The sequence below is a fragment of the Arcobacter sp. LA11 genome (genome assembly GCF_001895145.1).
Lineage (GTDB): Bacteria > Campylobacterota > Campylobacteria > Campylobacterales > Arcobacteraceae > Halarcobacter.
In genome coordinates this window covers 230,686-255,968 of the sequence record NZ_BDIR01000001.1, presented here as the reverse complement: position 1 = coordinate 255,968, position 25,283 = coordinate 230,686, and the positions used below count along the sequence as shown (strand labels likewise).

27 protein-coding genes are annotated in these 25,283 nt (G+C 28.8%); 12 read left to right on the top strand and 15 right to left on the bottom strand.

What is annotated here, in order from left to right:
* Nucleotide 1: 1 nt before the first annotated feature.
* Both BT997_RS01360 and BT997_RS01355 read right to left on the bottom strand, forming a co-directional pair.
* Nucleotides 2-847 carry an ATP phosphoribosyltransferase regulatory subunit gene (locus tag BT997_RS01360; RefSeq protein ID WP_072679587.1) on the bottom strand — a complete coding sequence of 282 codons (846 nt, stop codon included), beginning with the start codon at nt 845-847 and terminating at the stop codon, nt 2-4.
* Complete coding sequence (locus BT997_RS01355) at nt 847-1,956, bottom strand: alanine--glyoxylate aminotransferase family protein (RefSeq protein ID WP_072679586.1); 1,110 nt, start codon at nt 1,954-1,956, stop codon at nt 847-849. Before BT997_RS01355 ends, BT997_RS01360 begins: the two co-directional genes overlap by 1 nt.
* 124 nt (nt 1,957-2,080) lie before the next feature.
* Between BT997_RS01355 and BT997_RS01350 the strand changes: the two genes are divergently transcribed.
* The 5 genes from BT997_RS01350 to BT997_RS01330 all read left to right on the top strand — a co-directional run bounded on the left by BT997_RS01350 (nt 2,081) and on the right by BT997_RS01330 (nt 4,981).
* Nucleotides 2,081-2,704, top strand: coding sequence for a LysE family transporter (locus tag BT997_RS01350; protein WP_072679585.1), 624 nt, complete (start codon nt 2,081-2,083; stop codon nt 2,702-2,704).
* Between the two features lie 135 nt (nt 2,705-2,839).
* Nucleotides 2,840-3,292: a MarR family winged helix-turn-helix transcriptional regulator gene (locus BT997_RS01345; RefSeq protein ID WP_072679584.1), complete on the top strand. Its 453-nt coding sequence runs from the start codon at nt 2,840-2,842 to the stop codon at nt 3,290-3,292.
* A gap of 44 nt (nt 3,293-3,336) precedes the next feature.
* A complete protein-coding gene (locus BT997_RS01340) occupies nt 3,337-3,753 on the top strand; it encodes a DoxX family protein (RefSeq protein WP_072679583.1) in 417 nt (138 codons plus the stop codon).
* A gap of 12 nt (nt 3,754-3,765) precedes the next feature.
* A complete protein-coding gene (locus BT997_RS01335) occupies nt 3,766-4,266 on the top strand; it encodes an NADPH-dependent FMN reductase (RefSeq protein ID WP_072679582.1) in 501 nt (166 codons plus the stop codon).
* 10 nt (nt 4,267-4,276) lie between these two features.
* Nucleotides 4,277-4,981: a pirin family protein gene (locus tag BT997_RS01330; protein ID WP_072679581.1), complete on the top strand. Its 705-nt coding sequence runs from the start codon at nt 4,277-4,279 to the stop codon at nt 4,979-4,981.
* A 30-nt stretch (nt 4,982-5,011) separates the two neighbouring features.
* On the opposite strand, the gene BT997_RS01325 is transcribed toward BT997_RS01330, so the two are convergent.
* The 3 genes from BT997_RS01325 to BT997_RS01315 all read right to left on the bottom strand — a co-directional run bounded on the left by BT997_RS01325 (nt 5,012) and on the right by BT997_RS01315 (nt 8,640).
* Nucleotides 5,012-7,291, bottom strand: coding sequence for a methyl-accepting chemotaxis protein (locus BT997_RS01325; protein WP_072679580.1), 2,280 nt, complete (start codon nt 7,289-7,291; stop codon nt 5,012-5,014).
* A gap of 142 nt (nt 7,292-7,433) precedes the next feature.
* A complete protein-coding gene (purM, locus tag BT997_RS01320; protein ID WP_072679579.1) occupies nt 7,434-8,429 on the bottom strand; it encodes a phosphoribosylformylglycinamidine cyclo-ligase in 996 nt (331 codons plus the stop codon).
* The gene (locus tag BT997_RS01315) at nt 8,416-8,640 is read right to left on the bottom strand and encodes a phosphoribosylaminoimidazole synthetase (RefSeq protein WP_072679578.1); all 225 of its coding nucleotides are present in this window, start codon (nt 8,638-8,640) and stop codon (nt 8,416-8,418) included. The genes purM and BT997_RS01315 overlap by 14 nt, the downstream gene beginning before the upstream one ends.
* A gap of 73 nt (nt 8,641-8,713) precedes the next feature.
* Between BT997_RS01315 and BT997_RS01310 the strand changes: the two genes are divergently transcribed.
* The 7 genes from BT997_RS01310 (at nt 8,714) to BT997_RS01280 (ending at nt 15,137) form a co-directional block, all read left to right on the top strand.
* On the top strand, nt 8,714-9,256 hold the full coding sequence (locus BT997_RS01310; protein WP_072679577.1) for a spermidine synthase: 543 nt from the start codon (nt 8,714-8,716) through the stop codon (nt 9,254-9,256).
* A gap of 61 nt (nt 9,257-9,317) precedes the next feature.
* Nucleotides 9,318-9,908 carry a dephospho-CoA kinase gene (coaE, locus tag BT997_RS01305; RefSeq protein WP_072679576.1) on the top strand — a complete coding sequence of 197 codons (591 nt, stop codon included), beginning with the start codon at nt 9,318-9,320 and terminating at the stop codon, nt 9,906-9,908.
* The gene (gene dapF / locus BT997_RS01300) at nt 9,905-10,642 is read left to right on the top strand and encodes a diaminopimelate epimerase (protein WP_072679575.1); all 738 of its coding nucleotides are present in this window, start codon (nt 9,905-9,907) and stop codon (nt 10,640-10,642) included. Before coaE ends, dapF begins: the two co-directional genes overlap by 4 nt.
* Nucleotides 10,642-11,409 (top strand): glucosaminidase domain-containing protein, encoded by a 768-nt coding sequence (locus BT997_RS01295; RefSeq protein ID WP_072679574.1) that lies wholly within the window; start codon nt 10,642-10,644, stop codon nt 11,407-11,409. Before dapF ends, BT997_RS01295 begins: the two co-directional genes overlap by 1 nt.
* Nucleotides 11,406-12,575, top strand: a complete 1,170-nt coding sequence (purT, locus tag BT997_RS01290) for a formate-dependent phosphoribosylglycinamide formyltransferase (RefSeq protein WP_072679573.1) — start codon at nt 11,406-11,408, stop codon at nt 12,573-12,575. Before BT997_RS01295 ends, purT begins: the two co-directional genes overlap by 4 nt.
* 33 nt (nt 12,576-12,608) lie before the next feature.
* Nucleotides 12,609-13,169 carry a hypothetical protein gene (locus tag BT997_RS01285; RefSeq protein ID WP_072679572.1) on the top strand — a complete coding sequence of 187 codons (561 nt, stop codon included), beginning with the start codon at nt 12,609-12,611 and terminating at the stop codon, nt 13,167-13,169.
* 3 nt (nt 13,170-13,172) lie between these two features.
* Entirely contained in the window at nt 13,173-15,137 is a 1,965-nt protein-coding gene (locus tag BT997_RS01280; RefSeq protein WP_072679571.1) for a cache domain-containing protein, read from the top strand.
* An 85-nt stretch (nt 15,138-15,222) separates the two neighbouring features.
* On the opposite strand, the gene BT997_RS01275 is transcribed toward BT997_RS01280, so the two are convergent.
* The 10 genes from BT997_RS01275 to nifK form a co-directional block, all read right to left on the bottom strand.
* Nucleotides 15,223-15,609 (bottom strand): 4Fe-4S dicluster domain-containing protein, encoded by a 387-nt coding sequence (locus BT997_RS01275; protein WP_072679570.1) that lies wholly within the window; start codon nt 15,607-15,609, stop codon nt 15,223-15,225.
* Nucleotides 15,610-15,683: 74 nt separating this feature from the next.
* Entirely contained in the window at nt 15,684-16,931 is a 1,248-nt protein-coding gene (gene clpX / locus BT997_RS01270; RefSeq protein WP_072679569.1) for an ATP-dependent Clp protease ATP-binding subunit ClpX, read from the bottom strand.
* Nucleotides 16,924-17,748 (bottom strand): SIR2 family protein, encoded by an 825-nt coding sequence (locus tag BT997_RS01265; RefSeq protein WP_072679568.1) that lies wholly within the window; start codon nt 17,746-17,748, stop codon nt 16,924-16,926. The genes clpX and BT997_RS01265 overlap by 8 nt, the downstream gene beginning before the upstream one ends.
* The gene (locus BT997_RS01260; RefSeq protein WP_083568355.1) at nt 17,741-18,253 is read right to left on the bottom strand and encodes a hypothetical protein; all 513 of its coding nucleotides are present in this window, start codon (nt 18,251-18,253) and stop codon (nt 17,741-17,743) included. Before BT997_RS01260 ends, BT997_RS01265 begins: the two co-directional genes overlap by 8 nt.
* Nucleotides 18,243-19,790, bottom strand: coding sequence for a sigma 54-interacting transcriptional regulator (locus BT997_RS01255; RefSeq protein ID WP_072679566.1), 1,548 nt, complete (start codon nt 19,788-19,790; stop codon nt 18,243-18,245). Before BT997_RS01255 ends, BT997_RS01260 begins: the two co-directional genes overlap by 11 nt.
* Nucleotides 19,791-19,888: 98 nt before the next feature.
* Entirely contained in the window at nt 19,889-20,098 is a 210-nt protein-coding gene (nifT, locus tag BT997_RS01250; protein ID WP_072679565.1) for a putative nitrogen fixation protein NifT, read from the bottom strand.
* A 63-nt stretch (nt 20,099-20,161) separates the two neighbouring features.
* A complete protein-coding gene (locus BT997_RS01245; RefSeq protein WP_072679564.1) occupies nt 20,162-21,808 on the bottom strand; it encodes an L-aspartate oxidase in 1,647 nt (548 codons plus the stop codon).
* 3 nt (nt 21,809-21,811) lie between these two features.
* Nucleotides 21,812-22,924, bottom strand: coding sequence for an aldo/keto reductase (locus tag BT997_RS01240; protein ID WP_072679563.1), 1,113 nt, complete (start codon nt 22,922-22,924; stop codon nt 21,812-21,814).
* Nucleotides 22,925-23,279: 355 nt separating this feature from the next.
* Complete coding sequence (locus BT997_RS01235; protein WP_258239404.1) at nt 23,280-23,699, bottom strand: transporter; 420 nt, start codon at nt 23,697-23,699, stop codon at nt 23,280-23,282.
* Between the two features lie 35 nt (nt 23,700-23,734).
* Nucleotides 23,735-25,282, bottom strand: coding sequence for a nitrogenase molybdenum-iron protein subunit beta (nifK, locus tag BT997_RS01230; RefSeq protein WP_072679562.1), 1,548 nt, complete (start codon nt 25,280-25,282; stop codon nt 23,735-23,737).
* Between the last annotated feature and the right edge of the window lies 1 nt (nt 25,283).

The window sequence follows — 25,283 nt, the reverse complement described above, 5'->3', positions numbered from 1 at the left end:
CCTAATCCTCTAAAATTTTTATTAAACTATCTGTGTAAAGAGCGAATCCTAAAGAACTAATACCTTCAGAACTATATTTACCACCTTTACAAATTACATGATTATCTTGAATTACTCTATAATAAACATCATCATAATATTTTAAACTTCCATGATAAAGTGGTGCGATTACAAGATTTTTGTATTCTACCTCTTTAGCAGTTTTTAAAAGCTTTTCAAGTTCTACTTTTATAATACTTGGAACTACTTTTATAGCATTTTCTAAATCTTCAATATTTTTTACTTTTATTAAATCATTTAGCCAAGCTACATTAAGTTCAAATAACTTTGCAATTTCACCATTTTTAAATAGCTCTACATCAATATTAAGTTCACTTGCTACAAGCTTTGGAATATTTATATTTGATAATTGTAAAATAGGATTTATTTCTAAACTATCTAAAATATTTCCTGTTAAATTTAAAATATCAACTATATTATCATGACAAATCCACTCACAACCAATTTGATATTCTTCGTTTGAAGGGTATGTAAATACTGGTTGTACATAGAACCATTTTCTATGCTTAGTTGTCCTTCCAAGTCTTTTTGTGATGATTCTAACTACGTCTAAAGTAGAATCTGCTCTTAAAGATACTTGTTCGTTTTGCTCATCAGAAAACTTGATAAGCTTTTTATCATTTGCAATAGATTGATGTTGAGAATAAGAAAAATTCGGAGTTACTACTTCTTCAAATCCATTATCATTTAACAGTGAACTAATTTTATATTCTAGTTCTCTTTTTACTTTTGCAATTTTACCAAAGTATAATCTACTTCCCTTTGGGATTTCATGTTCGAAAACCATTAGTTACCTTTAAACATATTTGATGCAAAAACTTTATTTGCAGTTCCGTCAAACTCTCTTAAACCTAATTCATCCATAGCTAATTCAACAGCATTTACAACCCAAGAAGCTTCAAAATCTTCAACTAATCCCATATGATTAATTCTAAAAATTAAAGTCTTGATATGATCTTGTCCACCTGCAATATTTACATTGTATTTTGTTTTTAAAATCTTTCTAATTGCTGGTGCATTTTCTGTGTATATCGTTGTCATAGCATTTGCTGGACTTGATGGGTAAATTTCACAACCTATTGCTTTTAGTGCTTCTCTTGTAGAGCTTGCTCTTAAAGCAGTTTTTTCATATAAAGCTTCAAATCCACCATTGTTTTTAATATTTGATAAAATTTCTCTAAGTCCAATGATTAAAGTTGTAGCTGCTGTATATGCAGTTGTATTTGTTTTTTGTTTTTTAATTTCACTTGCTAGATTTAAATAATATCCAGCAGGTTTTGTATTGATTTTTTCAACTGCAGCATTTGATAATCCAATCATTGAAAGTCCAGGAGGAAGCATTAAAGCTTTTTGACTTCCAGTAATAACTGCATCTAAATTTGTAGTATCAACTTTTTCAACACCAATTGCAGTAATTCCATCTGCAACTATCATGATATCTTTGTTTATTTTTTTAACTTCAGCTGCAATTTGCTCAACTGGATGTCTTAATCCTCCAGCACTTTCACAAAGCTGAATAAAAATTGCATCTATTTCAGAGTCTGCTTTTACAGCTTCAACAACTGCATCAACAGATACTGGTGTATTCCATTCATTTTTTATTTCCGTAAACTCTATATCAAAAGCTTGGCAAAGTTTTCCAAACCTTTCACCAAATTTTCCTGAGTTTATTGTCAATGCTTTTTTATGAGTTAAGTTTGTAACACAAGCTTCCATAGCTCCTGTTCCACTAGAAGCTAACATCACAGCTTCTGGCATATCAAAAATTTCTAATAATAATTCTCTTGTTTCTTTAAATATTTCTTCGAACTCTGGCGTTCTATGATGAATTGTAACATCAGCCATAGCCTTTCTTACAAATTCTGGTACAGGAGTTGGTCCTGGTGTTAATAACATATAAATTCCTTCATAACCTTTTAGTAAAACGTGATATTTTATCTAAAATTTTATTACGAAAAGGTTAAGTAAATTTCTTAACAAACTATGCTATTATTCAAGAAAATATATTTATTGGATTATTATGGAATTTGATGTTTGGTTAACACTTTTTTTAGCTTCTTTAGCTATCTCTATATCACCAGGTGCTGGTGCAGTTGTTTCTATGAATTATGGGATTAAATATGGATTAAAAAAATCATATGCTGCAATCATGGGATTACAAGCTGGTCTTTTTGCACAAACTTTTATTGTAGTTATAGGGCTTGGTGCTTTAATCATGCAATCAGTTATGCTTTTTAATATTATCAAATGGATTGGTGTTTTATATCTTATATATTTAGGTCTTACAAAAATATTTGAAAAAGTAGAATTAGTAGAAGAAGGTCAGCATCTAAAAAACTATAGTGCAAAAAAAGCATTTATAACTGCAACATTTATCAACCTTACAAATCCAAAAGCAACTGTTTTTTTAGTAGCTTTCATTCCTCAGTTTTTAAATCCAAATGAATCATTATGGTTACAATTTACAATCATCGTAATAACCTTATGTATTGTAGATATTTTTGTAATGACAGGATATTCATCTATGGCAGCAAAACTAAAGTTTCTTATAAAAGATGTAAAAGCTATGAAAATTCAGAACAGAATAACAGGTGCTTTTTTAATTTTAGCTGCACTTTTTATGTCTACAGCAAAAAGAACCTAGAAATTTCAAAATTTAGAGATAGCCTAAATAATCGTTCTTTCATGAATATATATTACTAATTAGTAGTATATATTCAATTTCTCTTCTTGACATTTACTACTAATTAGTAATATACTTTCACAAGGAGTTAAAGAAATGAGAACAGAATCACTTAAAAGTTATGGGAAAAGAACAGACAAGTCTATGAAAACTATTCTTAGAATAGAAAGAGTTAGACAGAAATTTCATACCCAATTAGTTGATTATTTAAATGACTTTGACTTAACGCTTAATCAATTTAGAGTACTTGAAGTACTTTATCATAGAGGTGATTTAAATATTGGTTCAATTACAAAACTTACTATGAGTACACCAGGTAATATCACAGTTGTAATTAAAAATCTAAAAAGAGATGAATGGATTACAACAGTTGCCAACCCAGAGGATAAAAGGGCTTCAATTTTGAGTATTACAAAAAAAGGAAAAGATGTAATTGAAAAACTATTTCCAAATCACGCAAAAAACTTAAACAAATCACTTGAAATATTAAGTGATGAAGAGTTAGATACATTATATGAACTTTTAAATAAAGTTTATAAAGCTAACTAAAAAAATTTAAACATATAGTACTAATTAGTACTAAAAGGACACACATGAAAAAATTAGAACTACTCTTAGCAACTCTACTAAGTGAAAATATTGGAAAACTAATATTAAGATTATCAATTGGTACTTTGATGTTATTTCACGGCATAAAAAAGCTTACTGGAGGAATCGGTGGAATTAAATATCTTGTGACAAATAATGGTCTTCCTGAAATATTAGCTTATGGAGTATATATTGGAGAGATAATATTACCTATATTAATCATATTAGGTCTTTTTACAAGATTCGCATCGCTAGGTTTAGCAGCAACTATGGGATTTGCAATTTTTCTTGCCCATTCAAAAGATTTATTTCTAATAGGTAAAAATGGTGGTTTAGTTATTGAGTTACCTTTACTATTTTTACTAGCTTCAGTTGCAATTACTTTTATAGGTGCAGGAAAATATAGTTTAGATAAAAAATAAAAGGAGTACATTATGATATTAATTTTTGTATCAAGTTTAAATGAAAATATGAAATTAGCAAAAAATTTACATGCTCAACTAGAAGAGTTGGGGAAAGAATCTGAAATTATTAACTTAGTAGATTTAGACCTTCCTATGTATGATAGTTTAAAAGAAGAAAAAGATGGAATTCCAACTAAAGTTGATGATTTAATTAAAAAAATGGAAGGTGCCAGTGGTTATCTTTTTGTTACACCTGAATATAACTTTTCATTACCTCCTGTATTAGTAAATACTATTGCTTGGGTATCAAGAGTAGGAGATGATTTTAGAAAGCTTTTTGCTCTTAAAACTATTCAACTATCTACTCATAGTGGAGCAGGAGGTACAGATGTAGTAAATGCCATGAGAAGCCAATTCGTAAGGCTTGGGAGTATTGTAATGCCACGAGAAATTATTACAACATACCAAAATCCACTAAAACCTGATAGTTCAATAAAAATATTAACTCAATTTGTAGGTCTTTTAAAATAAAGGATATAAGATGTTGAAAAGAATAAAAAAAGAAAATATGGGTACCTCTAACCTTGGATGGTTAGAGAGTAGATTTCACTTTTCATTTGCAGAATACAGAAACCCAAATAATATACAATTTGGAGTTTTAAGAGTTTTAAATGATGATATTGTTCATCCTCAGGGTGGTTTTGATACCCATCCACATCAAAATATGGAGATTATTTCTTATATTGTAGATGGTGAAATTACTCATAAAGATTCAATGGGTAATAGTGAGACTTTAAAACGTGGTGAAGTTCAATATCTAAGTGCCGGAGATGGAATATATCATAGTGAATATAATAAAAGTAAAGATAAAGACTTAAGACTTTTACAAATTTGGATTTTACCGCCTAAAAATAACCTTCCTAAACTTTATGGTTCATATAAATTTAAAGAAGAACAAAGTGAAAATAAATTATTAAATATAGTCTCTTCTAAAGAAGAAAATGCTTCGATACAGATTTATCAAGATGTGAACTTTTATGTATCTAGATTGAAAAAACATAAAAATTTAGAATTTAATATAAAAGAAAAAAGACAAATCTATTTTGTACAAATAGAAGGAATTTCTACAATAAATGGATTAGAATTAAAAGAAAGTGATGCAATGGAAATTACAAAAGAATCAAAGATTGATATAAAAGCAATCACTTCTTCACATTTCCTTTTTATTGAAATGAAAGAAGCCTAAAAAAGAAGAGTGATTACTCTTCTTTTCTATTTAACTCTCAATAAACTTTTTTTCATCTGCACTTTTTAATATAACTCTTGCAATATTATCTGTTTCATTAGCAACATCTTTTGTTCTATTTGAGATATTTGCATTTTCTTGAGTTTTATGGTCTAAAGAGTTAATCGCATCATTAATCTGCTCTATTCCGGCTTTTTGTTCTTTACTAGCACTTTCTACATCAGATATAAGTTCAATTGTTTTTGAAATATTATCATTTAATCCACTATATCCATCAATCATCCTTGAAGCAATTGTCTTTCCATCATTTGCTTTTGTAGTAGCAGACTCAACTAAAGTTTTAATTTCATTTGCAGCCTCGGCACTTCTACTTGCAAGATTTCTTACTTCTTGTGCAACTACTGCAAACCCTTTCCCTGCTTCCCCTGCAGTTGCAGCTTCAACTGCTGCATTTAGTGATAAAATATTTGTTTGGAATGCAATTTGATCAATAACAGAAATAGCTTCATTAATAGATGTAACCTGTTCATCTATGTCATTCATTGCACTTGTTGTCTCTTCTGCTAAAGTTTTCCCTTCATTTGCAGAACCTGTAAGTTCTTTAGCATAATTAGCCATCTGAACAATATTGTTAGTATTGTTTGCAATATTTCCTGTTATCTCTTCTAAGGCAGCTGCTGTTTCTTCTAAAGCTGCGGCTGATTCATTTGAATTTCTATTTAGATTATTTACATTTTCAAGTAGTACTTCACTACTTTTTGAAAGAGATAGACCATTTGATTTATTTTCAATTAACATTTCATTTATAATATCAGCTAAAGCATTTAGACCTAAAGAAGTCTTACCACTTGCATTTTCTATTCTATGGGTAAAATCTAATCTTTGGTAACTATCTAAAGCATTTTCTATTCTATTTAAATCAACTGCTACATCTTTTGCCATTACTTCAAGCATTTCATTTAGCATAGTTTTTAACTCTTCAAGTTTTTCGTCACTTGTACTTTTTTTAACTTCTTGTTTTATCTTCCCTTCCTTTACTAAAGAAACTACTCTTTTTACATCTTCAATTAAAGCAGCATCTTCCTCTAGTAAAGATTTAGTTTTTACAATATTCTCATTTACTATTTGGGACATTACCCCTATTTCATCTTTTGTTTTATTTTCTAATAAGGTAACCGCTTCAGTCTCTTTATTTAAATATTTAAAGAATTCTACTAAACCATTTTGAAAATCATTAAGAGGTTTTATCACCTCTTTATTTATTACGAAATAAACAATAAATGCAATTACAACTAAGAAGACAAGAGCAATAATAGTACTTTGAGTTTTGATATTTTTAGAAGCCATCAAAACTTCAGATTCATCTATCTCAGATATTATTGCCCATTTTAAATCTTTTCCTATTTTAATCAATCCATATGCAGATAATACCGAGGTACCATTATAATTTGTAGTAATTTTCGTTTCTAACTTACCTTTTAAAGCAGAAAGAGAAGCTTCTGTTTTTACATTACCTTTCTTAGGGTTAGCAAAAGATGCTTTTGTACTATGGGTTTTAGGATTTAAATAACTATCACTTCTCATAAGAAAATCAGTTCCTACTAAATAGTCTTCTTGGGTCTTACCATAACCTTTTCTAAACTTCATTACACTATTTATAGTTTTATCACTAATTTGAAAAACTAAAATTCCAGTTAGCTCTTCATCTTCAAGAATTGGAGCTCCTAAAAACATTGTTGGGACATTGTTACTTGGTCCATAGGGTTTTATATCTACAAAAGTAGGTTTCATATTTTTCATTGTTTTTTCAAAAACTTCACCTAAACCACTACTCTTTAATTCACCAGTTTTTAAATTTTCTCCATAATCACTTTTCTTATCAGCAGCATACATAACTTGTGCTGTTCGCACATTTACCATATAAATATTTGCATATCCATTTGCTTTCATATAATTATTAAAAAACTTTTCATGTGGGGCTGTTACATTTTTTACATGCTGCTCTTCAATGGGAAATTTTCCGTCAGCATTGATATTCATCATACCTTCAATACTATCCATATCATAAGCTAACTCTATTGCATCTTTTGTTTTTACAAGAGTATCTATACTTGCTATTTTATCTGCAAAAAAGTTTTTGATTTGTTCAGTTTTTCCATCCCTAGCGGAAGTTAAGGAACCATAACTTTTTTTCATTAAGGCTTCACTTGCTTTATTTACAGAAATAAAGCCTACAACACTAGCTAATAGAAATAATCCTAAAAGCGCAATAGCTAAAACTTTTACTTTTATACTAACATTTTTAAACATTACTTTCTCCTTCGTCTCAAGTATAAGAATACTTAAAGGATGTGAAAAAGATATGATAAGTTAATACTCATAAAAAAATTTAGACATAAAAAAAGGGTAACCATCTTGGCTACCCTTTTTATAAATTATTTAAGATTTTATATTAAATAAACTCTACACCTTTTTCACCATTTGCAATCTCACCAATAACATATCCATCAGTGTTTGCAAGTACAGCATCTACATTTGCAGGATTAACAACAAGAACCATACCAACACCCATATTAAATGTTCTATACATCTCTTCTGTTTCTACAAACTGTCCCATAAATTCAAAAATTGGTAATACTTTAATAGCATCTCTTTTTACAACTGCTTTAAAATTATCAGGTAAAACTCTTGGTAAATTTTCTGTAATACCACCACCTGTAATATGTGCTAAGGCATTGATGTGTTCTTTGTTTGCTTTGAATTCTTTTACATAAATTCTTGTTGGTTCTAATAATACATCTTTTAATAGTTTTCCATCAAACTCATCTTCTAAAGACATTCCTAATTTTTCTAAAAGAAGCTTTCTTACAAGTGAAAAACCATTTGAGTGGATACCAGAACTTGGAAGTGCAATTAGTGTATCACCAGCTTCAATTCTTTCAATCCTATTTAACTCTGCTTTTTCCGCAATACCAACACAAAAACCAGCTAAATCAAAATCACCTTCTTTGTACATACCTGGCATCTCAGCAGTTTCTCCACCAACTAATGAACACTCAGATCTAATACAACCCTCTGCAATACCTTTTACAACATCAGTAGCTTCATCAACTTCAAGCTTTGCAGTTGCATAATAATCCAAGAAGAATAATGGCTCTCCAAAGTTACATAATAAATCATTTGTACACATAGCTACTAAGTCAATACCAACTGTATCAAATTTTTTAGAATCAATTGCTAATTTTAATTTTGTTCCAACTCCATCTGTTCCAGAAAGAATTACAGGTTCTTTGTATCCTGTTGGAAGTTCAAATGCACCTGCAAATGAACCAATTCCACCAAGTACTCCTGGAATCATCGTTGATTTAACAAGAGGTTTAATATTCTCTACAAATTGATTTCCTGCATCGATATCTACGCCAGCATCTTTGTAACTAACTGTTGCCATTATTTTCCTTATTTTCTTTTTTTTCACAAGCTCCAAACATTTTTTTAAATGCCCAAAGAGAAGGACAAAAATCTGTGAATGCCCATATTAAAACCATTGAAATCACAAATACTTGTAAAACAATTCCAAAAATAGAACCATTTAAAAGTAAAAAAAGTGATACCGTTAATACTATTGCCATTAAAATACGCTGTAATTTTTCAGCACACATTAATTTATCCTTGTAATTTAAAAATTTTTTGGTATTATATCCAAAATTTTATAAAAAATAAGGACATTCATAAATGAGAGATAATCAAACTTTTAATGAAATGATGGTGCATACTCCACTTTGTACTCATAAAGAAGCTCAAAATGTTTTAATAATTGGAAATTCAACTGAAAATTTAAAGAAAGAAGCTTCAAAGCATACAGGAAATATTGAGTTTGGTGATGTATCACTTTTAACTTCTAAAAATGAAAAAAATATTGATGTAATAATCTTTACTGATGTAAAACTTGATGAAATGTTATTAGCAAATATTGAAAGAGTATTAAAAGATGACGGTGTTATTACATTTAAAACATCAAGCTTTAGTAACGATAGTAATGAACTAAAAGAAGATTTAGAACTTGTGGGAAGAAACTTTTGGATTGCAATGCCATTTAGATTTGGACATTCAACTGCCATTTTAGCTTCTAAAAAATATCACCCAACAGCAGATATTGTATTACAAAGATCAGATTTATTAAGTGATTTAGAATACTATTCTACAGAAATTCATCATGCATCTTTTGTATTTCCAGCAGGTCAACATAAAGCACTTACTGGTATCGCAAAAAGATAAGCAACTCTTCTAAAAACTTAAATAAAGTTAAATAAATCATTATTATAGTAATATAACTACTATGAGTAATGATTTATTTAAACATGCAATAGCTTTAACAGGTGGAATTGCGACAGGTAAAAGTACAGTTTGTAATCTACTAAAACTTCATGGTTTTCTTACAATTGATGCAGATAAAATAGCCCATAAGCTACTTGATATGCATAGTGGCAAAATTGCCCAAATGTTTGGAAATGAGTTTGTAGAGAATGGAAAAGTTCTAAGAAAAAACCTAGGTAGAATAATTTTTTCAAATGAAGAAGAAAAATTAAAACTAGAAGCTTTTATACATCCTTTGATAAAAGAAGAGATTATAAAAGAAGCTGCAATATTTGAAAAACAAAATAAACCCTATTTCATAGATATTCCACTATTTTTTGAAAAGATGCATTATCCAATACCAAAATCTTTAGTAATTTATACGCCAAAAGAGTTACAAATTCAAAGATTAATGCAAAGGGATGGTATCAATGAAGAAGAAGCAGCGCTTAAAATATCTAATCAAATGGATATAGAAAAGAAAAAAGATTTAGCTGATTTAGTAATTGATAACTCTTCAAATTTAAAAAATTTGCAAAGAGAAGTAGAAAGAATCATTAAGGAGATTTTATGACATATACAAAATATTCTGCAAGTGGAAATGATTTTGTAATTTTTCATACATTTATTGAAAAAGACTATACTGAAGATGCAATAAGATTATGTAATAGAACAGAAGGAATAGGAGCAGATGGTTTTGTTGTACTATTGCCTTGTGATGAAGCAGATTTTAAATGGCAATTTTATAATAGTGATGGAAGTGATGCTGCAATGTGTGGAAATGCAACTAGAGCTGTAGCACACTATGCATACAATAACGGTTTAGCTTCATCACAAATGAAATTTTTAACTGAAGCTGGACTAATTGAATCAGAAGTAGATGATAATATTGTTGAATCTCAAATGACAAAACCTGTTGTTATAAAAGAAGAGTTTCAACAAGAAGGTTTTACTTGGTACCTAATTGATACAGGAGTTCCTCACTTAGTAACTATTGTTGATGATTTAGAAAAATATGACCATGATTTATGTGCAAAAATGAGATATGAACACAACGCAAATGTAAACTTTGCAAAAATCGAAAATGGCATTATAAAAGTTAGAACATATGAAAGAGGTGTAGAGGGTGAAACTCTTGCTTGTGGAACAGGAATGGTTGCTTGTTTTATAAGAGCTAATGATTTAGATTTAGTAGAAAACAAAACTTTTGTTTATCCAAAAAGTGAAGAAGAATTAACTATTTCAAAAATATCAGAAAAAATATATTTTAAAGGTGCTGTAAAACAGATTTTTACAGCTTCAATATAATGAAAAATTTATTTAAAATATTAATCTTAGTATCTGCATTATTAATTACACTTAATGCAGATGCTGGCTTTCCAAAAAGTTACTATAAACTACCTATAGCACAACAAAAAGATTATTTCTTTAACTATTTTAATGAAAGAATTGAAATAGAAAATAGAGAAATTTTGAAAGAAAGAGCTTTTGTTAAATCTCTAAATAAAAATAAAAATTTAGACCCTAACTCTGAAGAGTATAAAAAATTAAAAGATTTACAAATCAAATATAAAGTACAGAATATATATAACTATTCAAGATATTTAGAAAGAATTGATATTATTCCTCCATCTATGGCTTTAGCACAAGCTGCGACAGAGAGTGGTTGGGGTAAAAGTAGATTTTTTAAAAAAGCAAATAATATTTTTGGTCACTGGACATACAATCCTGCAATTGGGATGATGCCACTTAGACGAGCTTCTGGGAAAAAGCATTTTATAAGGATTTTTCCAAACTTACAAGCTTCTATTAAAGCATATATGAAAAACTTAAATCGTACAGGGGCATACTATGAGTTTAGATTAAAAAGAAAACAAATGAGAACAGCAGGAAAACTTGTAGATGGGATGAAATTAAGTGCCACAATGTCAAAATATTCAGGTATTGGACATAATTATGTAAAAATTTTAAAAGCAATTATTAGAAAAAATAAACTTATAAACTTTGATAAAAATTTTCAAGCAAAAATCAAAAAAGAAAATGAAGAATTAATACAAAAAGAAGGAAAAAAATGAAATTTACAGCACCTCTAAAATCTGATTCAATTAAAATCATGCTTCTAGGAAGTGGAGAACTTGGTAAAGAAGTTATCATAGAAGCTCAAAGGCTTGGTATTGAAACAATCGCAGTTGATAGTTATAACAATGCTCCCGCACAACTTGTAGCAAATAGAGCTTATACTATAAACATGAAAAATGAAAACGAAATTTTAGATGTAATAAGAAAAGAAAAACCAACTTATATTTTACCTGAAGTTGAAGCAATCAATATTGAAGCTCTTTTTACTGCTGAAAAAGAAGGTTTTCATGTTATTCCAAATGCTGATGCAGTAAATAAAACAATGAATAGAAAAAATATTCGTCAGTTTGCAGCAGAAGAACTAAAAGTAAAAACTGGTCCATACGAATTTGTTTCTACTTTTGAAGGCTTACAAAAAGCTGCAAAAAACATGGGTTTCCCTTGTGTTATTAAACCTGTTATGAGTTCATCAGGACATGGTCAAAGTGTTGCAAAAAGTAAAAAAGATTTAAAAGCTTCATGGGAAATTGCAAAAGAAGCCAGAGGTGATGCAAGTGAGTTAATCGTTGAAGCATTTGTTAAATTTGATTATGAAATTACAATGCTTACAGTTAGAAATGAAAAACAAACTGTATTTTGTGAACCAATTGGACATATACAACAAGATGGTGACTATATTTTCTCATGGCAACCAATGGATATGAGTAAAAAAGCTAAAAAAAGTGCACAAAAGATTGCTAAAACTGTAACTGATGGTTTAGGTGGTCGTGGTATTTTTGGTGTAGAAATGTTTGTAAAAGGTGATGAAGTATACTTCTCAGAAGTAAGTCCAAGACCTCATGATACAGGGATGGTTACTATGATTACTCAATCTCAAAGTGAGTTTGCACTTCATGTTAGAGCAGTATTAGGATTGCCTTTAGATTATATTGATTATGGTGCAGGGGCAAGTGCTGCGTATAAAGCAAAAAATGATACTTTTAATCCAGAAATAAAAATTGAAAAAAGTGCTTTTACAAAAGATTCATTTGTAAGAGTATTTGGAAAACCTCAGTCACATGTAGGTAGAAGAATGGCCGTAGCTTTGACATTTGATAAAAACTCAAGTAAAAAAGCACTAGCAAAATCTAGAAAAATTATCAAAAAATTTACTGATAACTAGACTAAAGCTATTTAAATATATAGGAAAAACTAAATGAAAAAAACTCTTTTTTTATCAATTATAATATCTCTTCTTTTAGGAGGTTGTTTTTACCCTTTTTCAAGTAATACGACTACATCTAAAAAAGAAGTAGTATTACCAGCTAATAGTCCTGATTGGTTAACAAATCCTGAAAAAAAAGGCTATATAACGCAGATTGGAGCAACAACTAATATTGATAAAAAAGAGTTTAACTTTCATAGACAAAGAGCACTTATCAATGCAAGCCATAACCTTACAAAAAAGATTTACATTAAAGTACTTAAACTTTATAGAGATTATGATGAAGAGACTAGTGATGCTCTAACTTATGATAAAGATATTAAAAAATTTGCAGAGCATATATCGCTAAAAGCATTGACTCATTCTAAGGTTATAAATACTTGGGTAAGTTCAGATAATGAACTTTTTGTTCAGATTTCTGTAGCTTCTGATATTGTTACAGAACAAATTCAAAATAATAGTAAATTATTATTCAAAGTAAATCAGACTTTATATAAAAACTTTCTATCAAATAGAGCGAAAAAAGACATAAGTATTATGTTAGAGCAATAATTCATGTTAATAAATAGTGAGAAACAACTTTTAAACTTTGTTAAATACTCCCCTATTGTAGTAATCATGACTATTGCCATAATAGTGAACTCTCTTATTTATATACAAAATGAAAAAAACTTTAGAAAAGATTTAGAAGTCTATAAAAAAAATTATATAGAAACAAATAAAGCTCTTATAAAAGTACAAGTAGAAAAGGTTTATAACGATGTTATTAACGAAAAAGCTAAATTAGAAAAAGAATTACATAAAGATTTAGAAAATAGTATTAATCAAGCTTACTCAATCATAGAAAATATTTATAACAAATTTTCTGATAAAGATGATACAGAAATTTTAGAACTTATAAAAGAAGCACTTAGAAATATAAGATTCAACAATGATAGAGGATACTTTTATATTTTTAATATGAAAGGTGAAAATGTTCTTCATCCTTTAAAACCCCAATTAGAAGGGAAATCTGTACTAGGAACAAAAGATAAAAAAGGTCAATTGATTACAGAGACTATGATTGAAAATCTTAAAAAGAAAGATACTTTTTTCAATGAATTATATTGGTTTAAACCTAATGATTTAAAAGGTGAATATAAAAAAATCACTTTTAATAAACTATTTAAGCCTTTAGGTATATTTGTAGGAACAGGTGAATATATCGATGATTTTACAAAAAATTTAAAAAATCATATGATAGAAGATCATATTCAAAAAATTACTTATGGAAAAAATGGATATGTTTTTATTTTTGATTATGATGGAACACAACTAGCTCATGTAAAAGAGTCTTATATAGGAAAAAATCGATTAAACTTAAAAGATGCAAATGGTTTTGAAATTACTAAAGAAATAATAAAAAAAGCTAAAGAAGGTAGTGGATATATAAAGTATATTGGAACAATTATGCCTGAAACAGGAAAACCTGCTAGTAAAGTTACTTATATAAAAGGTTTAGAAGATTGGCAGTGGGCTATAGCATCTGGATTTTATGATAAAGAATTAATAAAATATCTAGATAAAAAAGAAAAAGAGTTAAAAGAGATAAATGATGAATCACTAAAAAACACTATGATTATAAGTCTTTTGATGACTATATTCTTATTGTTTATTGCAACTTATATATCTGATGTTCTAAAAAAGTTTTTTGATAATTATAATAAACGAATTTTAAAAGAGTTAAATGCAAATAGAAAAAAAGATATGATTTTATATCAACAATCAAAGATGGCTTCTATGGGAGAGATGATAGGAAATATCGCTCACCAATGGAGACAACCATTAAACTTAATTAGTACTGCTACTAGTAGAATTAAACTAGAAGATGATTTAGGAATACTTACAAAAGACACACAAAATGAATCAATAAATGCAATTCTAAAATCTACAAAATATTTATCTCAAACAATTGATGATTTTAGAGAGTTTTTTAATCCTAATAAAATAGCAAAAGAATTTACTACAGAAGAATTATATGAAAAAACAGTTCAATTAACATCTTCAAGATTTTCTAATAGAAATATTCATATTATTAAAAATATTCAGAATTTTCAAATTCTTACTTATGAAAATGAGCTAATACAGGCAATTATTAATATCTTAAATAATGCGATTGATGCGTTTGAAACTAGTAAACAAAATGAAAAAATCATTTTATTTGATATCAAAAGAGTATCTGAATGCAAAATGCAAGATTGTGAAGTTTCAGATTGTTCAGAATTTGAACAAGATGGAAAGATGATAATCACAATAAAAGACAATGCAGGTGGAATTCCAAAACAAAATATTGAAAAAATATTTGAAGCCTACTTTACAACAAAACACCAATCACAAGGTACAGGAATAGGTTTATATATGACTTATCAGATTATACAAAAGCATTTAGAAGGCTTTATTAGTGTAGAAAATAAAACTTTTAAGTATAAAGAAAAAGAGTATAAAGGTGCAGAATTTTCAATAACTATTCCTCTTAATTAATATTAAAAGTATAAGTATCTGGTATCTTTGAGAATAAACAAATCCTGCAACTATTAAATACCTACTATTTCATTTGTTCTTTTATTTAAAAATTTTGAACATTTGATTCTGACTCTCTATCAGCCATAGTAATATCTGCAATAAACTTTTGAGACTTTACTTCTGGAAGCATTAAACCTTTCTTCTTATGTACTCTAATTTTATAAATACCTTCTTCATTTCTTAGTGCAAAGTAATCGTTAAAATCTTCAGTATAAGGCATATCCCAAACAATTGCACCTTCTGTAGGACAAGCTTCTGCACATCTTGGAGTATCTGCATGATCTACACACTCTACACAAGACTCTGGTTTTACATAAAAAAAGTCTTCGTAAGGATTTTTTTCATGTCCTTCTTCTAATATTGCTGCAACGGGACACTCCGGAGCACATGCTTCACATGATATACATTCTTCTGTAATTCTAACTGCCATTTTTTATCCTTCTTCTTTAAATATGAAGAATATAATGCAATTATTATTCCTTTAAATAATATCAAACAAACAAATCATTTTTTAATATCATTATAATTAATTTTTTTTGATGCTTTTTTAGTAGATGGTTTTTTATAAATTAATTCAACCTCAGCTTTATTTTCTATATATTCTTTGGTAATAACACATGTTCCAAGATTGTCTTCTGAGGGAATAGTATATTGTAAAGGTAACATATATTTTTCAATTATACCTCTAAGTCCCCTTGCTCCAACATCTTTTTCAACAGCAATTTCTGCTATTTCATCAAGTGATTCTTTATTGAATTCTAAATCTACTCCATCTAGTTCAAATAATATCTCATATTGTTTTGTAATGGCATTTTTAGGCTCAGTAAGAACTTTTATTAAATCCTCTTTAGATAGTTTATTCAATTCAGCAATAACTGGAATTCTACCAATAAATTCAGGAATTAATCCAAAAGATATAAGCTCTTTAGCTTCTATATCTTTTTTTTCTACTTGTATTTCATCCGAATTTACAAACCCCATAACAGAAGATTTTTCTTTTTCTTTATCTTTTCGTAAACCAACAAAAGCTCCACCACAAATAAATAAAACATGTGTAGTATCAAAAAGAACTGTCTCTGCAGTTGAATTTTTTCTACTTCCTTTTACAGGAACATAGACATCTGCACCTTCTAGTATTTTTAAAAGACCTTGCTGTACTCCTTCACCACTAACATCCCTTCCACTTGTAGCACTTTCACTTTTATTTGCAATTTTATCAATTTCATCAATATATACAATCCCTCGTTTTGCTTTTTCTAAATCAAAATCAGCAGCAGCAAGAAGTCTAGATAAGATTGATTCAACATCTTCTCCAACATAACCAGCTTCTGTTAAAGCAGTTGCATCAGCAACTGCAAAAGGAACATCCATTATCTTTGCAAGAGATTTAGCAAGTAAAGTTTTTCCTGAACCTGTTGGCCCAATTAACATAATATTTGATTTTTCAAGCTCGACATTTTTGACTATTGGTTTATCTATTCTTTTGTAATGATTATAAAGTGCAACAGCAAGGACTTTTTTGGCATCATCTTGACCAATTACATATTCATCTAAATGCTCTTTTATTTTTATAGGAACATTTAAACCCTTTTGAAACTCTTTTTTTGATTCTTGTATTATTTCTTTATCAAGGACTTTTGAACACATAGTAATACATTCATCACAAATATGAGCTGTTTCGCTACTAAAAATCTTTTTAACTTCTTTTATCTCTTTTCCGCAGAAGTCACAGGAATTTGTTGTACTAGACATTGCTTTTTATAAATTCATTAATACTAATATTTAAATTCTCAAGATTATGAGTTTTAATAAATTTATTCTCTTTTTTAGTTAATTCTTCTTTATCTAAAAGTGTAATCCCACCTTTTAATCCTATGGTTATTTCATTTGCAACCATTCTGAAAGTATCTTTTGAGAAATCAACTCCCATAAATAAATACTCTTTATCTGACCTAAACTCTTTTAGGATTGGAGGTAATGCAAAACCACCCATGGCTTCTGTTAACCAATCAACGAAATCTGCATCTGATACAATAAAATTCATCTCAGGCTTTGTTGTCCCCATAGGTTTAAATAATATTGGTAAATCAAGACTTAGGGCTTCTTTTTCTATTTTTGTATAATTAGAAGTTGCAGGTTCATATTTATAAATCACAAATCTATCATAATCAGCAGTAATTCTTGAAACTCCTGTAATTAAAAAATGTTCAACATCACTATATATTTTTTGTAAACTATCATCCATATTTGTATCTATTACGTATTTGGGTTTTATCGTTGATAACCAAGTATAAGCACTTGGAAGCTCATACTCTTTTGAAGAAAAAATATGATTTGTCATTTGAACTATAAAATCTCTACCTTTTCTTTGCTCTAAGCTCATTGCAGCACGACTATATTCATACATTAGTCTTGGACTCATTGCTCGTCCATTATTTAATGCTAAAATCATTGAATCACTATCAAATGGTAATATACTTCCATCTTTTGCTACTGTTTCTTTAAAAACTCCCATTCCTAAAAATGGAACTAGTGAGCCTTCTTTTAATTTTTCTAAAATATTATCCATGGCAACCTACTCCTGTATATGATTGATAAACCTTATTTAGTTCAACCCTTACTCTTTCCATATCAAAAGGATTTTCTAAATCATCAGGCATATCAATATGATAAATAGCTCCATCTTTTCCAATGATAAATAAAGCTTTTGTTAATTTGTTTTCTAACGTTCCACTTACAATTTTCGTTCCATACATATTTGCATAGTCTTGGTTTACATCAAAAACAGGAACAACTTTTTTAAATTTATGCGCAATTTCAAATTTTTCATTAAAAAGAAGATATGTAAAAATTTCAACTTTTGCATCATTCATAAACTCATCAAATGCAATAATTTCATCTTTAAACTCTTCAAAACTTGGAAAAGACAAAAAGATTTGAATCATTCTATTTTCACTTGCTTTTTTGATTAAAATCTCTTTATCTTCTATATCAATAGCTTCAATTTCTTCTGCCATATAACCTATATCTATAAATTCTTCTGTTAGTTCAAACTCTTCATTTTTATATTTCATTTGTAATTCCATATTTCTTGATTTTGTAACTGATTTGTCTTAATGAAATTCCTAGTTCTATTGCTGCATGTGATTGGTTAAAGTTATTGTTTGCTAAAGCAGTTTCAATAGCTTCTTGTTCAATTTCTTCTAAGGTCTTGTTTTCCATAGGTATAGCTTTGTATTCTTTTTTCAACTTGTCATCATTAAGAGCGGGGAGTAGTAAAAGCATGTCCATTTTTGTAATACCATCTTCACTACCCATAAGAACAATTCTTTCAAGAGTATTTTCTAGTTCTCTTACATTTCCAGGCCAAGGATAACTTGATAAAATTTCCATTGCTTCTTCTGTAATTTTAACTACCTTTTTATGATTCTTTATTGACTTTTCTAGGAAAAACTCAACTAATTGTCTAATATCATCTCCTCTTTCTCTTAATGGCGGTAAATCAATGGGAATTACATTTAATCTGTAATATAAATCTTCTCTAAACTCTCCCTCTTTAACCATTTGTTCAAGATTTCTATTTGTTGCAGCAACTAACCTTACATTTACTTTTATGGTTTTACTTCCTCCAACTCTTTCAAATTCTCTTTCTTGAAGAACTCTTAAAAGTTTAACTTGTGCAGAAGCAGAGATATCCCCAATCTCATCTAAAAAAAGTGTTCCTCCATCTGCAAGTTCAAAACGACCTTTTCTAGTCTCTCTAGCATCAGTAAAAGCACCTTTTTCATGTCCAAAAAGTTCACTTTCAAGTAGTGTATCTGTAATTGCAGCACAGTTTAATTTAATAAAAGGTTCCTCTTTTCTTTTACTTCTTTTATGGATTGCAGCAGCTACTAGTTCTTTTCCTGTTCCTGTCTCTCCACGGACAAGAACAGTCACATCAGACTGTGCAATTCTTTGAATTACTTGGAAAACTTGTTGCATTTTTGGACTATCTCCAATTATGTCACCAAAATTGTGAACCTTTGCATCCCATTCCATTTTGTAATAAAGTTTTAACTCTTTTAGTCTCTCTTTTTCATTGTTATTTAATTGAAATGAATAAATAGAGTGTGCAAAAATCGATGATACAATAGTTAGAATTCTTACACAATCTTCAAATCCAATCTCTGTTGTCTTAGTTAAAGTTGCCCCTAAAACACCTATTGTTTGGTCTTCTATCATTAAAGGTACTGCTACATATGACATATTATTAAAATCTCTTTTCCCTGATTTATTTAAAAATAGAGAATCATTATGGATATTTTCAACTACTACTGGTTCTTTTGATTGGGCTGCTACTCCTGTAACACCTTCACCTAATTTGTATGTTGCAAGCTTTTTTTGAATAGATGATAATTCTATTGATGCAAATACTTCTAATTTTTCTTCTTCAAGTAAGTGAATAGTACAGTTTGTAAGATTTAGTGTATTTTTTAAAATTTTCATTGATTTCTCTAACGAAGTTTCTAAATCATAATGATTAGATATTACCGATGCAATATCATAAAGTGTAGTTAATTCTTTTAGTGTGAGACAATCTGCACATGCTGACTTATCCATTAATGCCATATTTTTTGTCCTTTAGTATATTGTAATTAGTATAATTATAGAAAAAAATAGGGTATCTTATGAACAAAAATATGTTCATAAAATACCCATATGAATAATTATTCAGCAATTTTTTTACAAACTTCTTCTTTTGGAAGCTTTTTAACACCTGGTTTAATCCACCAAGTTTCCCCATTTGATAACTTAGTATTTCCTCCCCACATCTCTTCTGAATCAAATTCTAATGATTCTATAGTTTCTTCCATATCTTTTTTTGCAAAATAAAAATATACGATACCTTCACTCTCTCTTAACATTACTTTTGCCATATCTTCTCCTTTTTAAATTTCATTTTAAAAGAGACTATTTATATTGTCCCCTTTAAACTAAGATCACATCCTATTTATAATTAAATTCCGTAGTCTTGTAAGAAAATCATTTTCTTCAAATTCTAATTTGAAAAAGCCTTTTTGAAACTCTCTAACTAAAATATGTTTTGAATACTCTTTCTTGGTTTGAGGATAATCTTCTCTATGATGTGCACCTCTACTCTCTTTTCTTTTTTTTGCTGCTAAAATAATAGCTTCTGATACTTCAAGGGCATTTCTTAGTTCTAAAATTGATATGAGTTCAACATTATTCTTTTTCTCTTTATTTATACAATGAAGTGAGTAAGATTGATTTCTAAGATATTTAATATAATCAAAAGCTCTTATTAAACTATCTTTGGTTCTTATAATCCCTACATCTTTAAACATGGCATTTCCTAAAGAGATTCTAATTGCATTAAAATTCTTACTTGTTTCTCCTGTAAATATTTTGTCAATATTCGTAATATCATTTATTACAAGATTATAATCTATTTGCTCATGTGTCTTATTTTTTGAATACTCTAATGCCTTTTGACCTGCAAGTTCTCCAAAAACAGTAGCTTCAAGTAAAGAATTTCCTCCTAGTCTATTTCCTCCATGCACTTCATTTGCAGCCATTTCTCCACAAATAAAAAGACCTTTTATTTCACTTTGTGTCATATCCGTATGTACTCCACCCATACTATAATGGGCAACTGGTTTTATCTTTAAAAGTTCACTACTTATATCAATACCTATTTGGTTCAAAGCAACAGAGTATAAAGAAGGTAATTTTTTTTGTATAGTCTCTAAGCTTAAATGTCTTAAATCAATAAAGACTTCTTGTCCTAAATTTTGTTGTTCTAAAATAGCTTTTGCAATTTTATCTCGTGTATCTAATTCGTTTACAAATCTTTCTCTATTGCTATTAATTAAGTATCCTCCTTCCCCTCTAGCAGCTTCTGTTACTAGATAGTTAGTCTTTGAAATACCCGTTGGATGAAATTGCAGAAACTCCATATCTTTCAATGTTAATCCTGCTCGTAAACAAACAGCTAATAAGTCTCCAGTGTAATCTTGAGCATTTGTAGAATTTCCTCTATAAATACCAGCATATCCTCCTCCTGCAAGAACAACAGATTTTCCTTGATAGACTAAAATAGTTGAATCAATTCTTCTAAGAGAAATAACTCCTGCTATCTTTTTTTCATGAATTGCAAGGTTTAAAACGTAAGTATTTACTAGAAATTTTATTCCTAACTCTTTTGCTTTTTTTATAAGAGCTTGAGTAATAGCAGAACCTGTTTTATCTTCTATATAACAAGTTCTATTTATTCCTGAACCTCCAAATGATCTTTGTGCAATATTTCCTGATTCATTTCTTTGAAAGGGTACACCATAAGAGACAAGTTTAGAAATTACATCTGAAGCTTGTTTGCACATGTAAGTGATAGTTTTAATATTTCCTAAACCTTTTGATGATTTAAAAGTATCTTGGATATGGGCTTGAATTCCTTCTTTATCTTCAGAATCAAGTACAGCATTTATTCCTCCACTAGCCATTGCAGAGTTTGACTTAAAAATATTTCCTTTTGTGATTAGAGCCACTTTATTTGTTTGCGTTTTTGCTTCAATTGCAGCCATAAGTCCTGCTATACCACCCCCAACAACTATTACATCATATATCATATTTTATACTCTATACATTAAATCATATTTTGTTCTAGGGGTTGATTTTATTTTACTAATCTCTAAATTCTCTTTTATATGTACTGGAACTTTTGATGCAAAAAGTGCACTAATAATTCCAGGTGTTGAACGAACAAAATGTAAAGCTAATTGAATATCATTTTTTAAAATCATTTGTGAGTCAAGAAGATATCCTACTTCAGGATTAAATGACTTCTTAAAAAGATTCATTTGAAGAAGTGATGAACTTGATATTACACCAATTTCTAATCTATGTGTTGCTTGTAAAAGTGTACACTCTTCACCTTTTACACTTTGTGTTGGCATAGTATAGATAGATGTTTTAGCGATATTAAATGGTGTTTGTATAAACTTAAATTTATGGTTTTTCCCACCTACTTTTTTGGCTATTTCTACTAGATCTTCTAAGTTTATATATTCTTGTGAGTTTTTTTCATTTGTAAAGCCATTCCAAGTTGCAATTCCATAATATTTAATCATTCCTTTTTCAACCATTTTTTCAAATCTTTTGAAAATAGATTCTATTTTTTTTAGAAATTTTGTATATCCAAGTTTCATTAGTTGCATTTCTGGATTATGTAAAAAGTAAATATCTAAGGCTTTTATATTCATATTTTCCAAGGATTTAAGACAAGACCACTCTAAAAAATCTGGTGTCATACAATGTTGATCAAGTTCTATATCATCTTGTCTTGCAAGTTTTGTATCTAAAATATTCTCTTCTATCCAGAGATATGGATTTTTAGGAAAAGGATAATCAAGTTGAATAAACCCACCCTTTGAACAAATAATTAGTTCTTCTCTATCTACTTCCTTTGCTTCAAATAACTCTTTTAATGCCATTCCAATCTCTTTTTCACTCTGTCCATATCTATAATTACTTGCGGTATCTATTAGGTTAATTCCACTTCTAATAGCTTGTTTTACACCTTCAATGTAATGAAAAACGTAATTTTCCTCTTTGTAAGGTTCTTTATTAAATGTTCCAAGTCCTAGTTTTGAAAATACTAAATTATTATGTTTTATATAAAAATCTTTATAATGTGAGAATTTTTTTGCAAAATTGTGAGTTGATTTAGATGTTGCTAAATGCATATAAAATATTACTCCTTTGTATATTCTTCTATAAAAAATAAAGAGCAAAGAAGGTGGTACATTCTTGCTCTTTTAAACTAATTTACAAAAAGGTTAAAAATGTATATGCAAAAAGTGTTCCGTATTAAATTTTATTGTTTTTTATATTTGTAATTTGCATAGAGTACTACTCCAGCAGTATAAGTAATAAGTACGAATGGTAATATCAAGTGTTCTAGAAATAACATATTAGCTCCTAAAATTTATTAAAATAGTAATGCAAAATCTATTCCCTTAATTTTGATGAATTAAAGTAGTGTTTCCTACTAGTTTAAAAGATAAAATGGAAGGGTCAACTTCTATTGTTTTTAGTATTTCAATCATCTAGTATTTCTAATATTGAAAGATCACTAGCTTTTATTAATAAAGTTATTTCTTCACCTTTTTTTAAACTCATTTCTTTTGAGCAAGAATATGTAAATATACTTTCTAATATAGTATCATGAGTAGCAATTTTATATAAGGATAAAAGTTCTCCATCTATTATCTCTTCTATAGTTGCATCAATTTTATTTGAGATAGTTAAATTCCCCTCAAGATTTTTTGCTAAAGAAATATGTGAAGGTTTTACAGTAAGAATAACTTTTTTACCTATAGTTATTCCTTCTTTTAATTCCAAACTCATCATTTTTAATTTTATTGAGTTAAAATCAAACTCTACTATATTAAGATTATCTATGTTTTGTATATTTAAGATTGTAGCTTTTATCTTGTTCATAAGAAGTAATGTAATCAAATATAAAACTAGAGGATAGCCCTCTAGTATTTATATTATCTTACTGAATCGAAGAAATAATCCGTTTCAGCAATATCTTTAGTCTCTTCATCTAATTGGTCTAAAATACCATTCGTAATCCAAGTTAAAAGATTAATTCCACCTTCATAACCACTCATTGAGTATCTATGTAAGTGATGTCTATCAAAAATTGGGAATCCAATTCTAATTAGAGGAATTTTTGTATCTCTATAAAGCTCTTTACCATAAACATTACCAATCATAAAATCTACTGGTTCTGTAAATAATAAACTTCTTAATGCCCATAAATCTTTGTTAGGCCAAATATTACACTCATCAGCTCTATTTGATTTAGCTAAGATAGCTTCCATATCAGCTTGCCAACCTTTTCTAGGAGCATTATGACAAACAATATGAGTTGGAATAGAACCCATTTCAACTAAGAAAGAAACTAAACCTAATAAAAAGTCAGGATCTCCCCAGATTGCAATTTTCTTACCATGCATATATGGATATGAATCTTGCATCGCATCAACTAACTTAGCTCTTTGATTTTTAAGTTCTTCTGGTACTTCTTTACCTGTTAATTCAGATAATTTCATAACAAAAGCATCAGTACCACTTAAGCCAATTGGATTACAAGTCTCAAAAGTTTGTTTCCATTTATTTTTAATTGTTTTTGCTGTTGCAATTGAAGAATACTTTTGTAAAGAGATAGTTGCGTTAGCGTTAATTGCAGTTTTCGCATCTTCAATTTTTGTACCACCAGCATATAATTTATATTCACCAGCACCAGTATCCCATTGTTCTTCATGGTCACCAATCATTACAATTTTGTCAGAGAACATTTTAGAAATATTTTTAATCTCTTTTAAAGATCCAAGGTATGGTTCAAATCCAGGGATAATATTAATTCTTTCCTCATCAACAACTCTTTCAGCTCTAGTTGGATTTAACTGCTCTAAAGTTGATTTCATCATATTATCATAACCTGTAATATGTGAACCAACAAAAGATGGGGTATGTGCATAAGGAATTTCGATATTATCTAATTCACCTTCTGCATTCTCTCTTGCACCTGTAATAAATGCATTTAAATCATCTCCAATTACCTCAGCCATACATGTAGTTGATACGGCAATCATATCAGGTTTATAAAGTGCATTACAGTTTCTTAGACCATCTTTCATATTTGCTAATCCACCAAAAACTGCTGCTGATTCACTCATTGAATCTGAAACACAAGGAGTTGGCTCTTTAAAGTGTCTAGTAAAATATGTTCTAAAATAAGCAACACAACCATGAGAACCATGAACATAAGGCATTGTATTCTCAAAACCAAGACCAACCATTACAGCACCTAAAGGTTGACATGCTTTAGCTGGGTTAACAGTAATTGCTTCTCTTGCTAAGTTCTTTTCTCTATATTCCCAAGACTCAGTCCATTTTTGAATTTCAGATACTTTTTCAGGATTTACTGAACCAGCATTACCTTCAAACTCTTTTTTATTTTTTAAAACTTCTTGATATTCAGGTTTTAAAAATAGTTTTTGTCCGTTTACAATATTGTCTATATCTTGCATA

Coding starts and splice junctions, on each gene's coding strand:
- BT997_RS01360 (WP_072679587.1), bottom strand. CDS start 847: ATGGTTTTCGAACATGAAATCCCAAAGGGAAGTAGATTATACTTTGGT.
- BT997_RS01355 (WP_072679586.1), bottom strand. CDS start 1,956: ATGTTATTAACACCAGGACCAACTCCTGTACCAGAATTTGTAAGAAAG.
- BT997_RS01350 (WP_072679585.1), top strand. CDS start 2,081: ATGGAATTTGATGTTTGGTTAACACTTTTTTTAGCTTCTTTAGCTATC.
- BT997_RS01345 (WP_072679584.1), top strand. CDS start 2,840: ATGAGAACAGAATCACTTAAAAGTTATGGGAAAAGAACAGACAAGTCT.
- BT997_RS01340 (WP_072679583.1), top strand. CDS start 3,337: ATGAAAAAATTAGAACTACTCTTAGCAACTCTACTAAGTGAAAATATT.
- BT997_RS01335 (WP_072679582.1), top strand. CDS start 3,766: ATGATATTAATTTTTGTATCAAGTTTAAATGAAAATATGAAATTAGCA.
- BT997_RS01330 (WP_072679581.1), top strand. CDS start 4,277: ATGTTGAAAAGAATAAAAAAAGAAAATATGGGTACCTCTAACCTTGGA.
- BT997_RS01325 (WP_072679580.1), bottom strand. CDS start 7,291: ATGTTTAAAAATGTTAGTATAAAAGTAAAAGTTTTAGCTATTGCGCTT.
- purM (WP_072679579.1), bottom strand. CDS start 8,429: ATGGCAACAGTTAGTTACAAAGATGCTGGCGTAGATATCGATGCAGGA.
- BT997_RS01315 (WP_072679578.1), bottom strand. CDS start 8,640: ATGTGTGCTGAAAAATTACAGCGTATTTTAATGGCAATAGTATTAACG.
- BT997_RS01310 (WP_072679577.1), top strand. CDS start 8,714: ATGAGAGATAATCAAACTTTTAATGAAATGATGGTGCATACTCCACTT.
- coaE (WP_072679576.1), top strand. CDS start 9,318: ATGAGTAATGATTTATTTAAACATGCAATAGCTTTAACAGGTGGAATT.
- dapF (WP_072679575.1), top strand. CDS start 9,905: ATGACATATACAAAATATTCTGCAAGTGGAAATGATTTTGTAATTTTT.
- BT997_RS01295 (WP_072679574.1), top strand. CDS start 10,642: ATGAAAAATTTATTTAAAATATTAATCTTAGTATCTGCATTATTAATT.
- purT (WP_072679573.1), top strand. CDS start 11,406: ATGAAATTTACAGCACCTCTAAAATCTGATTCAATTAAAATCATGCTT.
- BT997_RS01285 (WP_072679572.1), top strand. CDS start 12,609: ATGAAAAAAACTCTTTTTTTATCAATTATAATATCTCTTCTTTTAGGA.
- BT997_RS01280 (WP_072679571.1), top strand. CDS start 13,173: ATGTTAATAAATAGTGAGAAACAACTTTTAAACTTTGTTAAATACTCC.
- BT997_RS01275 (WP_072679570.1), bottom strand. CDS start 15,609: ATGGCAGTTAGAATTACAGAAGAATGTATATCATGTGAAGCATGTGCT.
- clpX (WP_072679569.1), bottom strand. CDS start 16,931: ATGTCTAGTACAACAAATTCCTGTGACTTCTGCGGAAAAGAGATAAAA.
- BT997_RS01265 (WP_072679568.1), bottom strand. CDS start 17,748: ATGGATAATATTTTAGAAAAATTAAAAGAAGGCTCACTAGTTCCATTT.
- BT997_RS01260 (WP_083568355.1), bottom strand. CDS start 18,253: ATGAAATATAAAAATGAAGAGTTTGAACTAACAGAAGAATTTATAGAT.
- BT997_RS01255 (WP_072679566.1), bottom strand. CDS start 19,790: ATGGCATTAATGGATAAGTCAGCATGTGCAGATTGTCTCACACTAAAA.
- nifT (WP_072679565.1), bottom strand. CDS start 20,098: ATGGCAAAAGTAATGTTAAGAGAGAGTGAAGGTATCGTATATTTTTAT.
- BT997_RS01245 (WP_072679564.1), bottom strand. CDS start 21,808: ATGATATATGATGTAATAGTTGTTGGGGGTGGTATAGCAGGACTTATG.
- BT997_RS01240 (WP_072679563.1), bottom strand. CDS start 22,924: ATGCATTTAGCAACATCTAAATCAACTCACAATTTTGCAAAAAAATTC.
- nifK (WP_072679562.1), bottom strand. CDS start 25,282: ATGCAAGATATAGACAATATTGTAAACGGACAAAAACTATTTTTAAAA.